The following is a 14,035-nucleotide window of genomic DNA, read 5'->3' as shown; positions in this document are numbered from 1 at the left end:
AAGGCCGATCACGACACGCGCGCTAGGAACGCCTTCGAGCGCTCGGAGCGCGGCGCCGTAAAGAAAATCTCGGGCGCCGCCTCCTCGACGACGAGGCCATCATCCATCATCACCACACGGTCGGCGACCTCGCGGGCAAAGCCCATTTCATGGGTGACGACGATCATGGTCATGCCGTCGCGGGCGAGTTCCTTCATCACCTCCAGCACTTCGCCGACCATTTCGGGATCGAGCGCGCTGGTCGGTTCGTCGAACAGCATCAATGTCGGCTTCATCGCCAGCGCCCGCGCGATGGCCACGCGCTGCTGCTGGCCGCCCGAGAGCTGGGCCGGATAGGAGTCCGCCTTCTGCTCGAGGCCGACGCGCGCCAGCAGTGCCATGGCTTCGCGACGGGCCGTCGCCGGGTCGATGCCCAGCACCTGCGTCGGGGCTTCGATGATGTTGCCGAGCGCGCTCAGATGCGGGAACAGGTTGAAGCGCTGGAAGACCATGCCGATGTCACGGCGCTGGCGGGCGATGTTGCGTTCGCTGTCCTCGACGAGGCGGCCCTTCTTCTCACGATAGCCGATGAGATGGCCGTTCACGCGGATGCGGCCGTTCTGGATCTTCTCCAGATGGTTGATGCAGCGCACGAAGGTGGTCTTGCCCGACCCGGAAGCGCCGACGATGACGACGACCTCGCCACGCCGGACGTTGAGCGAAACGCCCTTGAGCACCTGCATCGAGCCGAACCATTTCTCGACGCCTGTGGCTTCGACGGTCCATTGGGTCTGCGCGGTGCTCATGAACTGGCTCCGAACAGGCTGGTGAGAAACCGCCGGCGCGGCGCCTTGCTGCGCGTCTCGGCAAAAGGCGTGCTGAAGCGGGCCTCGATAATGCGCTGGAGAAAACCCCAGAGGGTGGTGAGCGAGAGATAGTAGAGCGCGACCACGGAATAGAGTTCGAAGACGCGGAAGGTCGCCGACGTCACCATCTGGGTTGCCAGCAGGAGTTCGGGCACGCCGATCACGCTGAGCAGCGTGGTGCTCTTCAGCATGCCGTTGAAGTTGTTGCCGAGCGGAGGAATGATGATCCGCGCCGCCTGGGGCAGGATGATGCGCCGCAGGAGCTTGGCGGGCGTCATGCCGAGCGACTTGGCCGCTTCGGTCTGCCCTCGATCGATCGAAGTGATGCCGGCGCGGATGATCTCGCCCATATAGGCGGCTTCGTTGAGGCTGAGGGCGATGATGCCCGCCTGGACATTGCCCGGCAGCATCATGAAGCCGAAATCGATGTCATGAAAGCGCAGAATGCCGGCGGCGGCGAGGGCGGTGTAGATGAACACGATCTGCACCAGCAGCGGCGTGCCACGCATCACCCAGACGTAAAAAGCGGCGAACGCCTGCAGGATCCGCCAGGATGACAGCCGCCCCAGGGCCACGAACAGACCAAGGCTCGTGCCGACGATCTGCGCGACGATGCTGATGCTGAGCGTCAGCCAGAGACCGTGCAGATAGATGCTGGAGGGTTCGAGCAAATAGTGGAAAAAGAAGGCCCAGTTGAAGTTCATGGCAAGACCTCACAAGGCGTCGCGTTCGATGCCCCAGCTCTCCAGGATCTTCTTGTAGGTTCCGTCCTTGCGGACGGCATCGAGCGCCGCGGCGAAGGCCTTCTGCAGCTCGGTGTCATCCTTGCGGAAGGCAGCGCCGATGATCGCCTGGGCGAAGGGTTCGCCGCCCATTTCAAAGAGATCCGGTGCCTGCTTGAAATAATAGCCGGCCGTCTTGATCGTGGTGCCATAGGCATCGACCTGGCCGATACGCAGGGCCTGAAAGGCATCGGTGTCCTTGGGAAACACCACGACCTGGGCCTGCGCCTTGCCTTCGCCGGCGAGCTTCTTGTTCTCGTCGTCGACCAGGGACTGGATCGTTGTGCCGTTCTCCACAGCAACCTTCTTGCCGGAAAGGTCTGCGAGCCCTGAGATATGGCTCGCATTGCCTTTCAACACCACGAGGGATTGGCTGGAGGCGAGATAGTCGACGAAATCGACGACCTCGCGGCGCTTGGGCTTGTCGTAAAGCTCGGACATGATCACGTCGCACTGCTTGGCGATCAAAGCGGGGATGATGCCGTCGAACTGTACCTGCTTCCATTCCGCGCTGACGCCCAGTTGCTTGGCGATGGCATTGCCGAGCTCGATCTCGGCACCGGCCAACGAACCGTCGTCCTTGTAGAAGGAAAGCGGCGGCGATCCGATATCGGCGCAGATCACCATCTTTTTGGCTTCGGCAATGGCAGCGGGCGGCTGGACAGGCTGTGCCCAGGCCGTGGTGGTTATGCTCACCGCCAAAAGGCTGGCCGACAGGAAAGCAAAGTCAGGGCGAAGGCGAGGCAGTACGGCACGGAATGCGCGCATGGTGTTGCTCCGGATGGCTTGTTTCCGGCCCCTGTTTGGGACCAATTTTTTAATTGATACCAATATTGGGACATAACATTGGCATGCCAGCAAGAAGAATCGTATGGACAATCCCAGAAAATCAATACTAATCTATGGAACCAATACTTAAATTGGTTACGCAATGAATAGCAAACAGCAAGCCACCCAGAGCCTTCGCAGCCTGTTGAATGGAGGCGCCTATCCTCCCGGAAGTCGCCTGCCGCCTGAACGCGATCTCATGCTGCGGCTTGGGTTGAGCCGCCGCGCGCTCCGGCTCGGACTGGCGCAGCTGGAAGCCGAAGGGCGCCTGTGGCGGCATGTCGGCAAGGGCACTTTCGTCGGCACTCGCCCGCCCGAACGGGAATTGGGCATGTCGCTGATCACCGCCAGCACCAGCCCGGCCGAACTCATGGACCTCTGCCTGTGGACGGAGCCGACCTATGCCCGGGTCGCGGCCATGCGGGCAAGTCGCATGGATATCGACAATCTGCGCTATCTCCTCGACAAGAGCGCCTCCGCCCGCGATGCCGCCACCTGGGACATCTGGGATGTGCGCCTGCATAGGGCCATTGCCGAAGCGACGCACAATGCCCTTGCCCTCGCCGTGTTCGACAGCCTGAACGCCGTGCGGGAGGAGGGCGCCTGGCGACGTCTGCGCAACGATCCCACCACAGCCGAGCGCTTCGAGGATCTCACGCTCCATCATCGCCAGATCGTCGATGCCATTGCCCGGCATGATCCGCCGGCGGCCGAGGCCGCCATGCGACGGCACCTGCGCTCGGTCCAGCATGCCTTGCTGCTCGAGGACGCCGATGCGGGGACCGTCGATGGGGACGACGCGCCGATCGATCTTCTGCCCAACCCGTTTCAGGAAGATGTACCATGAGGGATTTTCAGCTTCCGGGCCGTTCGCCCGTCCGCGCCATGGACGTCATGGTCGCAACTTCCCACCCCCTGGCCAGCGCGGCCGCCCTGACCCTGTTGCGGGAGGGCGGCAATGCCATCGACGCGGCAATCTGCGCCTCCGCTGTCCTGGCGGTGGTCGAGCCGCAGTCGACGGGAATTGGCGGCGACTGTTTCTGCCTCTATGTGCCCGGCGGAGAAGGCTCGGTGCTCGCCTATAATGGTGCCGGCCGGGCGCCAGGAGCGGCTACCATCGACTGGTATGAGGAGCAGGGCTTTACGGAAATACCGGCCGACAGTCCGCATGCCGTCACCATTCCCGGCGCAATCGATGCCTGGTGCCGCCTTTCGGCCGATCACGGCTGCACACCGCTCGAGCGCGTGCTGGCCCCCGCCATCCACTATGCCGAGGCGGGGTATGTGATCCATGACCGGGTCGAGGCCGATTGGCACGAAGCGAAGGACCTGTTGGCGCAAGATGCCACGGCTGCCCGCATCTTTCTGCCCGGCGGCGCCGTTCCCAGGGCGGGCGACGTCCATCGCCAGCCGGAACTCGCCAGGAGCCTACGCCTCATCGCCGCCAACGGGCGGGCGGCTTTCTACGAGGGTGAACTTGCCGAGGATCTGGTAGCCCATCTGCGCAAGATAGGAGGACTGCACACCCTCGACGACTTCGCTGCCGCCGGCGGCGAGTACGTAGAGCCTGTCAGGACCAGCTATCGCGGCACCGATGTCTGGCAGATGCCGCCGAGCAACCAGGGGCTGACGGCCCTGGTGATGCTCAACCTGCTGTCTGGTTTCGATCTCGCCGGGCTCGACCCGCTGGGGGCGGAGCGGCTGCATCTGGAGGTCGAGGCCGGGCGCCTTGCCTATGGGATCCGGGACGAGTTGATTGCCGATCCCGATCATGTCGAGGTTCCCGTCGACGCCCTGCTGTCCTCGTCCTATGCCAACGGGTTGAGGGGCAGGATCGATCCGGCCATCGCCAACGCGGAACTGCCGGCGGCGGTGATGGAACCATCGGATACCGTCTATCTCTCGGTGGTGGACCGCGATCGGAATGCGGTCAGCTTCATCAATTCGACCTATCATTCCTTCGGCAGCGGCCTGGTCGGCCCGAAATCGGGCATCGTCCTGCAGAACCGGGGCAAGGGATTTCGCATCGACCGCCGTCATCCGAACTGCATCGCGCCGCGCAAGTGCCCCCTTCATACCATCATGCCCGGCATGGCGACCCGCAATGGCCGCGTGGTCGCGCCGTTTGGGGTGATGGGAGGCGATTACCAGCCTTTCGGCAATGTCCATGTGCTGAGTAATCTGCTCGATTACGGCATGGATCCGCAGGCCGCGATCGATCTGCCGCGGGTTTTCTACCAGAAGGGCGAACTTATCGCCGAGCGCGGTGTTCCCGCGGCCACGCTCCGCGCGCTGGAGGCTCGCGGCCACAAGGTCGGCCCTGCCGAGGAGGCGCTTGGCGGCGGACAGATGGTTCTTGTCGATTGGGACAGGGGAACTCTGACCGGCGGCTCCGATCCGAGAAAGGACGGGCTTGCCATCGGTTATTGAGCCCCCGACTCCCTGCGGTGTCGGGACCGGTCGATCTCATACGTCCTTGGGGCGGATAGGCACGAGGAGAACGCAATGAGAGAATTGATCCTGGCGATGACCATGTCGCTCGATGGTTTCGTCTGCGGCCCCGACGGCGAAGTTGGCTGGATATTCGATGGCGACCAGGAGGCCATGGCCTGGAAGTTGGAAAATGTCTGGAATGCCAGCCTGCACGTCATGGGCAGCCATACCTTCCGGGTCATGGCCTCTTATTGGCCGACCTCCACCACCGTGTTCGCGCCGCCGATGAACCAGATTCCCAAGGCGGTCTTCTCAAAACAGGGGCCGGCAATCCTGAAGGCGGCCACCGCCGAAAGCAGCCAAACTGAACCGCTGCAGCCGGGCGCGGAAAGTTGGGGCGAAGCCTATGTGGCCGGCGGCGATCTGGCCGACGAGATCGCCAGGATGAAGGCCCGCGACGACAAGCCGATCATCGCCCATGGTGGTGCCGCCTTGGCGCGCAGCCTCATCACCCGGGAACTGGTCGATCAATACTTCCTGCTGGTGCATCCGGTGGCTCTCGGCAAGGGCTTGTCGATCTTTTCCGACATCACCTTGCCAAGGCGCCTCAAGCCCATCAGCTCGACCACTTTTCCGGGGGGCTCGGTGGCGCGGATTTTTAGGCCGGCGTGAGGTCGCAGGCCCGTCGGGGGCGGCCCGCTGCATTCCTATTCCTCAATCGCCCGGATCAGGTCGACGGTCTGCGTCAGGACCTCGATCTCGCGAAAGCGGGGCTCGTGCAGCGGCGCTTCCGCGTGTTCGAAGGCCCAGGTCAGCGGGTGGGGGACATAGACACCCCAGCTGCCGACCCGGAGAGCCGGAATCACGTCGGACTTCAGCGAGTTGCCGATCATCATGGAGGCCTCGGGGCCCTCGCCATGCCGGGCGAAGGCCCGCGCATAGGTATCGGCGCTCTTCTCGCTGACGATCTCAACCGCCTCGAACAATCCGCGCAGCCCGGACTGGGTGATCTTGTTTTCCTGGTGGAACAGGTCGCCCTTGGTGATGAGGATGAGCCGGTAGCTGCCCGCCAGGCTTTCCAGCGTGTCGGCGACGCCCGGCAGCAACTCGACCGGATGGTTGAGAATTTCCTTGCCGAGTGCCAGGATGCGCCCGATCACCGGCGCCGGCACCTGGCCGTTGCTGATCTCGATGGCGGTGTCGATCATCGAGAAGGTGAAGGTCTTCATGCCGAAGCCATGGCTCACGACATTGCGTTTGCCGACCTCCAGAAGATGCGCCTGCAGGGTTTCTTTATCGGCATAATCGGCGAGCAGGCTTGCCAATTCCTCCTCGGCCGTCCTGAAATACTGCTCGTTCTGCCAGAGCGTGTCGTCGGCGTCGAAGGCAAGGGTGGTGAGGCGGGCAGGGGACATGACGATCTCCCGAAAATAGGGCCGTCCGTATAAGCCCAAATGCACCATTGAGGCCAGCCCGTGTCGGATGCGAGCAAGGCCTTCTCGCGATGTGTTCCGACAATTGCTATTCCCCTTTGCGAATCCAGCCCAGCGTCAGGCTCGTCATGTCCCAGTCCAAGCCCAATATTCTCATCATCATGGTGGATCAGCTCGCCCCGGCTTTCCTGCCGGTGCACGGCTTCGATCTCGTCAAGGCGCCCAACATCACGGCCCTGGCCGAGCGCGGCGTGGTCTTCGACAGCGCCTATTGCAACTCGCCTCTGTGCTCGCCCTCGCGGGCCGTGTTCATGAGCGGGCAATTGCCGTCCCGTTCGGGCGTCTACGACAATGCCGCCGAATTCCGCGCCGACATTCCGACCTGGGCGCATTATCTCCGGCGCGCGGGCTATCGCACCGTGCTGTCGGGCAAGATGCATTTCTGCGGGCCGGATCAGTTGCACGGTTTCGAGGAGCGGCTGACCACCGACATCTATCCGGCGGACTATGGCTGGACGCCGGATTGGGACCATCCGCAGGAGCGCCCGAGCTGGTATCATAATATGTCTTCGGTGACCGATGCTGGCCTGTGCGTGCGCACCAACCAGCTCGATTTCGACGACGAGGTGGTATTCGCGGCCGAGCGGGCGCTCTATGAACATGTGCGCAGCCCCGACAAGCGCCCCTTCTGCATGGTGGCCTCGCTGACCCATCCGCACGATCCCTATGCGATCACGCAGGACTATTGGGATCTCTATCGCAATGAGGATATTCCCCTGCCGGGCCACGTAGTGCCAGTCGAGGAGCTCGATCCGCACTCCCGGCGCCTGCGCCATGTCTGCGACATGGACAAGGCGGAGATCACCGACCAGCACATCCGCAATGCCCGGCATGCCTATTTCGGCGCGATCTCCTATGTCGACGCCAATGTCGGCAAGCTGCTCAAGGCCCTGGAAGCGACGGGCCTCGACAAGGACACGATCATTCTGTTCACCGGCGACCACGGCGAAATGCTGGGCGAGCGTGGCCTCTGGTACAAGATGAGCTGGTTCGAGGGCTCGGCCCGCGTGCCGTTGATCATCACCGCGCCCCAACTCTATCGCCCGCACCGGGTCGAGGCCAGCGTATCGCTGGTCGACATCCTGCCGACGCTGGTGGATATGGCCGAGCCCGGAGCGGCTGCGGAGCTAAACGGCATCGACGGAGCCAGCCTGGTGCCGCATTGTCTCGGGGAAGGCGGACATGACGAGGTTCGCGGCGAGTATCTCGCCGAGGGGGCCATCGCGCCTTTGATGATGCTCCGTCGCGGCAACCTCAAATTCGTGCATTCGCCTGCCGATCCCGATCAGCTCTATGATCTGACTGCCGACCCTGCCGAACTGACGAATCTTGCGGCTGATCCGGCCCATGCCGAAATCGTCGCGGGTTTCCGTAAGGACGTAGAAACGCGCTGGGACCTTGCTGCTATTGATGCCGATGTTCGCGCCAGCCAACGTCGCAGGCGCGTGGTTGACGATGCCTTGAACTCGGGAAAAGCGACTTCTTGGGACTTTCAACCTTTCAAGGACGCGTCCAAACAGTATATGCGCAACACCATAGACCTTGACGACCTGGAAGCGATGGCACGTTATCCTCGCGTACGGCCGTAAATGCTATGGTTAATGCTTCGCTGTCCAGTGTGGCAATAGAGCAACACGGATTCGAAGTCTTGCGTTGACGGCTTTGGGCCGTCGACTTGGCCGCGTTCCTGCCACAAAGTAACCGCTGAATTCAGCCTGCATTTTGGAGCGTCAAGTTCTCCAGCGTGCCGGACGTAGTTGAGTTGCTTGAGTGGCGGTCGAACTTGGATAGAGCTTTTCGCGAACACGCAATGGATAGCGCCGGATTGGCCCGTGGTCGTGTCCACGTGCCCGGGGGATTCCGCCGGCCGAACGGTGCCGTCGCGAAAAAGCCATCAACTTTGCGGCTTTGGCAGAAGAGCCGCCGTGAATCGGTCAAAGAATCGGCAGAAGTGTCGGCTATGTCCTTCACTATGAACCAGATTTCTCTCTTGGCCGACCGGCAGGCAGGCGGATCCCTCGATCGGGTCCCGGTGCGCCATGGCAAATCGCTTGCCAGGATGCGCTGTCTTCTGCGTGCGAGCGGCCTTGGCCTCTTCCTGTCCCTGGGCTGCGTGGCAGCACAGGCTTTCGACGGCACCAAGACGCCGGCGGACGACCCTTCCCCGATGCAGGCCTTCCGCAATGGCACCAGGGCCTATAAGGCCGGCGATCTCGCCGGTGCGTCCCAGGCGCTGGAATTCGCTGCCAGCAAGGGCCATGCCCTGGCCCAGTGGAAGCTTGCGCGCATGTATTCGGAAGGGGACGGCGTTCCCCGCGACGACAAGAAGGCGTTCGACTACTATCAGGCCATCGTCGACGCCCATGGCGAGGACAGCCCGGATACCGCCCAGGCCCGCTTCGTCTCCAGCGCGATCGTTGCGCTCGGCTCCTATTACGTTTCCGGCATTCCCAACGAGGTGAAGCCCAATCCCAGGCACGCGACCGAACTGTTCCAGTATGCCGCCACCTATTTCGGCGACAGCGATGCGCAGTACAATCTCGGCCGCATCTATCTCGACGGCAATGCCGTGCAAAAGCGCGATGCCATCACGGCCGGCCGCTGGCTGCGTCTGGCCGCCGACAAGGGCCATCGCCAGGCACAGGCCGTGCTCGGCCATCTCCTGCTGTCGGGCAACGACATGCCGCGCCAGGGCGCGCGCGGCCTGATGTATCTGACCTTGGCGCGTGACGGCGCCAACGGCGAGCGCGACCAGTGGATCATCGACCTCTATGACGATGCCTTCGCCAAGGCGACCCCGGACGAGCGCGAGATGTGCCTGACTTATCTGGCGCAGTTCCTCAAGGATCATTCATAGTTCGACGGTCGCTGTTTCATTCGAACGGGATTGAGGGCGGCCAGACGCTGACATTCTGTCTATCCCGCACGCCGTTCGGGGAACGGGCGGGCCGGCGGCGCCGTCGTATCAGCAGTGATTTGTTGCAGCAACAGACGTCAGCGCCTCTCTCTTTTTCTTCAGCGGTCCGGCGTTCCTGTCGTCGCGCCATGATCGCGTGTTGCAGCGGTCTCTCAATAGCGTGGTCAGGTTGCGCGTTCCGAGGCGGCGCGTCGCCCGTCGAAACAGGCTCATCGAGTTTCAGATTCTCTTGAGCATTGCCGTTGTTTTCTGTCTCTGCAGTCGAGCCGTTGCACTTATTCCTTGCCATGGTGAGCGTCTCGCAACGACAAGCGTGCACTTGTCAAAGCTGCGTCACACCTTGCCAGACAAATTTAGGATCCCCCATCAATCTATTGAATTGTTTTGAATAATATTCGAACAATCGCTGATAGCCATTTTGATAGGCCGCCTTGTTCTTTTCCAGTAGGGCCAGGGCCTGCACGAAATCGCCGGCTCGATAGGGGGGCAGGATTTCCGCTTGGGCGGCCTGCAGGCGGAAGAAGTCAGCATCCGCCGTGCCGGTGTGAAGAGCGAAGAGGCCGATGGCACCTTGCCGGCCTCGCACCATGGCACGATCCAGTTCCAGGAATGGCATGCCGGTCGCCGCCTGGCTTGTGGCCTCGGTGACGAGAATCTCAACGCCATAGAGCTTGGTGAGGGCCTCCAGGCGCGAGGCGAGATTGACCGCATCGCCGAGAGCCGAATATTCGAGCCGCTGCTCCGAACCGAGATTGCCGACGCAGGCCTCGCCCGTATGCAATCCGATACCCATCTGGATCGGCGGATCGCGAAACTCACGTGCCATGACGGCGATATCCAGCGCGGCCTTGCAGGCGAGCGTTGCATGGTTCGGCATGTCGAGGGGGGCATTCCAGAACGCCATCATGCCGTCGCCGATGAACTTGTCGATGGTGCCGCTGTGGCGAAGAACGGCCTCCGTCGCCGGCGTATGGATGCGACGGATCAGCGACACCACGCCCTCCGGCGACTGGGTCTCGGCGATGCCGGTGAAGTTGCGCACGTCGGAGAACATGATGGTGAGTTCGCGGATCTCGCCACCGAGCACGATGCGATCCGGAGCCTCGACCAGCCGTTCCACCACCGCCGGTGTCACGAAGCGGCCGAACATCGAGCGCACCTCGGCCCGCCGATGCTCGGCCTCCTGGTAGTGATAGACCGTGGCGGCAAGAAAGACCGAGAGAATACCCACGCTCGGCATGACCGCATCGAACAGCACGCCTTGCCGCACATAGAGGATCCAGCTCCAGCAGGCGATCATGATCGGGATGGAGAGGCCCGCCACCGTCGAAACCAGCGGCATGTTGCGGGTGCGCCTCAAGATCCAGGCCAGCAGGCTGCCCAGGGCGAGGATGAGGAAGGCCTCCAGGCCCCGCATCCAGTCGGGGCGTACCAGATTGGCGCCTGCAAGCACTTGTTCGACGATCTGGGCATGCACCTCGACGCCGGGGATCGCCTCTTCCACCGAAGTGCTGCGTTGATCGCGCAGCCCGATGGCGACGGCGCCGACAAAGACGATGTGATCCTTGATGTCCTGCGGATTGAAGCTGCCGTCGAGGATCGAGGCAGCCGAAATCCAGGATGACGGCTCCGATTGGCGCGCAACCAGGCGGACCTCGCCATTGCTGTCGGTGTCGATGAAAATGCTTCTGTCGCCATCGCCGATTCGGATCGTGTTGATGCCGCTTTGGGCGCCAAAGGCAGGTTGGCCGCTCGCATTGGAAGCGCGCACCATGATGGTGTCGGCACCCATGGCGACGCGAATGGTCTCGAGCGAGAGGGAGGGGACCACCTTGCCGCCGATGGCGACGAAAGTCGGCACCTTGCGGATGACGCTGTCACCGTCCGGAAACCAGTTGATGGCGCCGGCTCCGCGCGCCGCCTCGTAAAGGACGGGGAGAGGATTTTTGGCGGCCGGGAAGGAGGGCAGGAAATTGACGGGATCGTCCCCCACCTGACCGTATCCGCTTTTGATCTTGGCCGGCTCGCCGACGTCGGTTCCCAAAAGACCGAGTACGACGGGTATGTTCGCCATGGTCTGCGCAAACATGACATCATAGGAGGCGGTGGAGGCGGTCATGGCTTTTTCCAGCGCTTCCCGTTCGGCGCTGGTGGGTAGTTTTTTGACCAGCAGTCCAGGCGAAGTCTGGTCAGCCTCGCTGAACAATACGTCGAAGGCGACGACGACGGCGCCAGCGTCGGCCAGCTTTTGCGTGAGCGTCGCGATCACGCTGCGTGGCCAGGGGAATTGGCCGATCTCGGACAGCGATTTCTCATCGATGGCCACGATGCGCACAGGCGAATCGGGGTCGCGTCCCTTGGCGTGCCAGCGTTGATACGTGTCGAACACGATGTCCTGCAGCCGGGGCAGGGGAGCCGGGCCAAGCAAAGTCAACAGGCCGAAGATCAGCAGCGGCAGAGCCACCACCAACGGATATCCAAAAAAGCGCTTCAGCCGCATGTCGATGTCACGCTCATACTCCGGCACAGAAAGTACTACTGGAGGAATTCGCCCCGCTCGGCCAGTGAATTATCGGCTTTTCCCTTGCGGCAGCCGCCACGACAGGTTGTGGGCCGCAAAAGTCTCGCCTCTTGATCATGGAAACGAATGCGTCATGATGGTCTCGGCATCGCTGTCACCCCTTCGGCTCGCTCGCTTGGAGCGCCGACGGTCGGAGGCCGGTTTTCGCCAACAACAACTCAGTGACCGTATACAGGGCGGACTATCGGCATGCCACGACCGCGCTTTCTGACTTTCCGCCTCTTCGGACTGATTGTCGCCTGCGGGTGGGCCCTTGCACCCGCTGTGGCAGCCGAGACCGTTGGCAACGCCGTCGGCGTTACGCCGGCCGCGATCGGCACGGTGTCGGGCGACCTCGGGGTCGATGTCGCTGTCTATCGCGACGAGACGGTACGCACCGGGCCTTCCGGCACGCTCGAAATCAGGTTTCTCGACCAGACGCGCCTGGCGCTCGGCTCTTCGTCGTCCGCCAAGCTCGACCGCTTCGTCTATTCGGGTGGCCAGGCCCGTGACGTGGTGATCGGCCTGTCGAAGGGAGTGTTTCGCTTTGCCACCGGCGTCTCCGCCAAGAAGGCTTATTGGATCCGGACGCCGCTCGCCGGAATCGGCGTGAGAGGGACCAATTTCACCGCTGAAATCAGCGATAGTTATGAACGGTTTACCATTTGGGAAGGCGTTATCGAGGTTTGTCCGCGTCAGAGAGGGCTTTCGGTCGAAGAAGAGCGCCGGCGGCGTTGCCCGCTTCTGAAACGGCGGGGAGACACGATCACCATCTTCCCCGGCAGCAAGTCGCGCCGTGGCGGGCCGCCGGTGGTGTTCTCACCCCGTTGCGCCGAGGCCGGGGCGGGGGCGCAACTCTGCGGCCGCTATGGCGGCGGTGGCGGCAAGAACCGTGGCCAGCGGCGGCCGGGCTTCAATTTCCCCACCTTCAACCCGCCGCAGCAGCGAGGCTGACGACACGCCCGATAGCGTTTGCGAGATATAGTCACCGAAAATAGCCAAGGCGCGTCAAAAAAGAGTTAGGGGAGAGCGCGTTCAGGCCTGAAGGTGCTTTCCTCTAGAGAGCGAGGTCGCAGCGAATCGGCACGTGGTCGGAAGCCTTTTCCTGTCCACGCATCGCCTTGTCGATGGCGCAGCCTTGAAGGCGCGAGGCTGCCTGCGGCGACAGCAGCAGATGGTCGATGCGGATGCCATTGTCCCGCTGCCAGCCGCCGCCCTGATAGTCCCAGAAGGTGTAGTGTCCGGCTGCATCCTCGCAGGCCCGGAACGCATCTGTCAGCCCGAGCGCCAGCAATTCGCGGAACTTGGAGCGGCTCTGCAGCAGGAAGAGGGCGTCGTTTACCCATTCCGCCGGGTTCTTGGCGTCGGCCGCCTGCGGAATGATGTTGTAGTCGCCCGCCATCACGAAGGGCTCCTCCAGCGCGAGCAGGCGGCTGATATGCAGCCTGAGGCGCTCCATCCAGCCGAGCTTGTAGGGGTATTTCTCGGTGCCGACCGGATTGCCGTTCGGCAGATAGATCGATGCGACCCGCAGTGCTCCCGACGCGGTGGAGATCACGGCCTCGATATAGCGGGCCTGTTCATCATCATCGTTGCCCGGCAGCCGCGTTTTCACCTCGTCGAAGGGGTGCTTGGAGAGTATGGCCACGCCATTGAAGGTTTTCTGGCCATGGACGGCAACGTTGTAGCCCAGCGCCTCGATCTCGGCTGCGGGAAATGCCTCGTCCACGCATTTGATTTCCTGGAGGCAGACGACGTCCGGTTGGGCGTCCTTCAGCCAGCCCGTGAGATGGGGAAGCCTCTGGCGGATGGAATTCACGTTCCAGCTGGCAATGCGCACCATGTCACACCGAGAAGCTGGTGCCGCAGCCGCAAGCGGCGGTGGCCTGCGGGTTGTTGATCTTGAAAGCGGACCCGATCAGATCCTCGACATAATCGAGCTCGGCGCCTTCCATATATTGCTGCGACATCTCGTCGATCAGCACCGTGGCGCCTTCCTTGGCGATCGCCAGATCGTCCTCATGGCGTTCGGTGTCGAACACGAACTTGTACTGGAAGCCGGAGCAGCCGCCGCCCTCCACGCTGATGCGCAGCATCGAGCCGGATGGTTCATTTTCGAGGATCTTGGCGATCCGGCGCGCAGCGCGGTCGCTCACGGAAACGGGACTGGTCATGAC

13 protein-coding genes are annotated in these 14,035 nt (G+C 62.6%); 6 read left to right on the top strand and 7 right to left on the bottom strand.

Going from position 1 to position 14,035, the window contains the following annotated elements:
* Positions 1-8 precede the first annotated feature (8 nt).
* Genes C5L14_RS23590 through C5L14_RS23580 form a run of 3 tightly spaced genes read right to left on the bottom strand, consistent with a single transcriptional unit; the run spans position 9 to position 2,395 of the window.
* Positions 9-785: an amino acid ABC transporter ATP-binding protein gene (locus C5L14_RS23590; RefSeq protein ID WP_105864530.1), complete on the bottom strand. Its 777-nt coding sequence runs from the start codon at positions 783-785 to the stop codon at positions 9-11.
* A complete protein-coding gene (locus C5L14_RS23585; protein ID WP_105864529.1) occupies positions 782-1,549 on the bottom strand; it encodes an amino acid ABC transporter permease in 768 nt (255 codons plus the stop codon). Before C5L14_RS23585 ends, C5L14_RS23590 begins: the two co-directional genes overlap by 4 nt.
* Positions 1,550-1,558: 9 nt before the next feature.
* On the bottom strand, positions 1,559-2,395 hold the full coding sequence (locus C5L14_RS23580; protein WP_105864528.1) for an ABC transporter substrate-binding protein: 837 nt from the start codon (positions 2,393-2,395) through the stop codon (positions 1,559-1,561).
* 163 nt (positions 2,396-2,558) lie between these two features.
* On the opposite strand from C5L14_RS23580, the gene C5L14_RS23575 reads away from it, so the two are divergent.
* The 3 genes from C5L14_RS23575 to C5L14_RS23565 all read left to right on the top strand — a co-directional run bounded on the left by C5L14_RS23575 (position 2,559) and on the right by C5L14_RS23565 (position 5,560).
* Entirely contained in the window at positions 2,559-3,302 is a 744-nt protein-coding gene (locus C5L14_RS23575) for a FadR/GntR family transcriptional regulator (RefSeq protein ID WP_105864527.1), read from the top strand.
* A complete protein-coding gene (gene ggt, locus C5L14_RS23570; protein ID WP_105864526.1) occupies positions 3,299-4,885 on the top strand; it encodes a gamma-glutamyltransferase in 1,587 nt (528 codons plus the stop codon). Before C5L14_RS23575 ends, ggt begins: the two co-directional genes overlap by 4 nt.
* Before the next feature lie 75 nt (positions 4,886-4,960).
* Complete coding sequence (locus tag C5L14_RS23565) at positions 4,961-5,560, top strand: dihydrofolate reductase family protein (protein ID WP_105864525.1); 600 nt, start codon at positions 4,961-4,963, stop codon at positions 5,558-5,560.
* A 35-nt stretch (positions 5,561-5,595) separates the two neighbouring features.
* Here C5L14_RS23565 and C5L14_RS23560 read toward each other — a convergent pair whose 3' ends face one another.
* Positions 5,596-6,303 (bottom strand): HAD family hydrolase, encoded by a 708-nt coding sequence (locus C5L14_RS23560; protein WP_105864524.1) that lies wholly within the window; start codon positions 6,301-6,303, stop codon positions 5,596-5,598.
* A 146-nt stretch (positions 6,304-6,449) separates the two neighbouring features.
* Between C5L14_RS23560 and betC the strand changes: the two genes are divergently transcribed.
* Together betC and C5L14_RS23550 are read left to right on the top strand one after the other, a co-directional pair.
* Positions 6,450-7,970: a choline-sulfatase gene (gene betC, locus C5L14_RS23555; RefSeq protein WP_105864703.1), complete on the top strand. Its 1,521-nt coding sequence runs from the start codon at positions 6,450-6,452 to the stop codon at positions 7,968-7,970.
* A gap of 371 nt (positions 7,971-8,341) precedes the next feature.
* Positions 8,342-9,238, top strand: a complete 897-nt coding sequence (locus C5L14_RS23550; protein WP_245197064.1) for a tetratricopeptide repeat protein — start codon at positions 8,342-8,344, stop codon at positions 9,236-9,238.
* 382 nt (positions 9,239-9,620) lie between these two features.
* Here C5L14_RS23550 and C5L14_RS23545 read toward each other — a convergent pair whose 3' ends face one another.
* On the bottom strand, positions 9,621-11,765 hold the full coding sequence (locus C5L14_RS23545) for a CHASE2 domain-containing protein (RefSeq protein ID WP_181161307.1): 2,145 nt from the start codon (positions 11,763-11,765) through the stop codon (positions 9,621-9,623).
* Positions 11,766-12,068: 303 nt separating this feature from the next.
* Between C5L14_RS23545 and C5L14_RS23540 the strand changes: the two genes are divergently transcribed.
* Complete coding sequence (locus C5L14_RS23540; RefSeq protein WP_105864522.1) at positions 12,069-12,812, top strand: FecR family protein; 744 nt, start codon at positions 12,069-12,071, stop codon at positions 12,810-12,812.
* 103 nt (positions 12,813-12,915) lie between these two features.
* On the opposite strand, the gene xth is transcribed toward C5L14_RS23540, so the two are convergent.
* Positions 12,916-13,698 carry an exodeoxyribonuclease III gene (gene xth / locus C5L14_RS23535; protein WP_105864700.1) on the bottom strand — a complete coding sequence of 261 codons (783 nt, stop codon included), beginning with the start codon at positions 13,696-13,698 and terminating at the stop codon, positions 12,916-12,918.
* A 4-nt stretch (positions 13,699-13,702) separates the two neighbouring features.
* A complete protein-coding gene (erpA, locus tag C5L14_RS23530) occupies positions 13,703-14,032 on the bottom strand; it encodes an iron-sulfur cluster insertion protein ErpA (RefSeq protein WP_105864701.1) in 330 nt (109 codons plus the stop codon).
* Between the last annotated feature and the right edge of the window lie 3 nt (positions 14,033-14,035).

This window comes from Labrys okinawensis, assembly GCF_002982075.1.
Classification (GTDB): Bacteria; Pseudomonadota; Alphaproteobacteria; order Rhizobiales; family Labraceae; genus Labrys; species Labrys okinawensis_A.
This window is presented reverse-complemented; position numbering and strand designations above follow the sequence as displayed.

Excerpts from the sequence above, each read along its gene's own strand:
- erpA (WP_105864701.1), bottom strand. The coding sequence starts at position 14,032 with ATGACCAGTCCCGTTTCCGTGAGCGACCGCGCTGCGCGCCGGATCGCC.
- C5L14_RS23550 (WP_245197064.1), top strand. The coding sequence starts at position 8,342 with ATGTCCTTCACTATGAACCAGATTTCTCTCTTGGCCGACCGGCAGGCA.
- C5L14_RS23590 (WP_105864530.1), bottom strand. The coding sequence starts at position 785 with ATGAGCACCGCGCAGACCCAATGGACCGTCGAAGCCACAGGCGTCGAG.
- betC (WP_105864703.1), top strand. The coding sequence starts at position 6,450 with ATGTCCCAGTCCAAGCCCAATATTCTCATCATCATGGTGGATCAGCTC.
- C5L14_RS23565 (WP_105864525.1), top strand. The coding sequence starts at position 4,961 with ATGAGAGAATTGATCCTGGCGATGACCATGTCGCTCGATGGTTTCGTC.
- ggt (WP_105864526.1), top strand. The coding sequence starts at position 3,299 with ATGAGGGATTTTCAGCTTCCGGGCCGTTCGCCCGTCCGCGCCATGGAC.
- C5L14_RS23580 (WP_105864528.1), bottom strand. The coding sequence starts at position 2,395 with ATGCGCGCATTCCGTGCCGTACTGCCTCGCCTTCGCCCTGACTTTGCT.
- C5L14_RS23575 (WP_105864527.1), top strand. The coding sequence starts at position 2,559 with ATGAATAGCAAACAGCAAGCCACCCAGAGCCTTCGCAGCCTGTTGAAT.
- C5L14_RS23560 (WP_105864524.1), bottom strand. The coding sequence starts at position 6,303 with ATGTCCCCTGCCCGCCTCACCACCCTTGCCTTCGACGCCGACGACACG.
- C5L14_RS23540 (WP_105864522.1), top strand. The coding sequence starts at position 12,069 with ATGCCACGACCGCGCTTTCTGACTTTCCGCCTCTTCGGACTGATTGTC.
- C5L14_RS23585 (WP_105864529.1), bottom strand. The coding sequence starts at position 1,549 with ATGAACTTCAACTGGGCCTTCTTTTTCCACTATTTGCTCGAACCCTCC.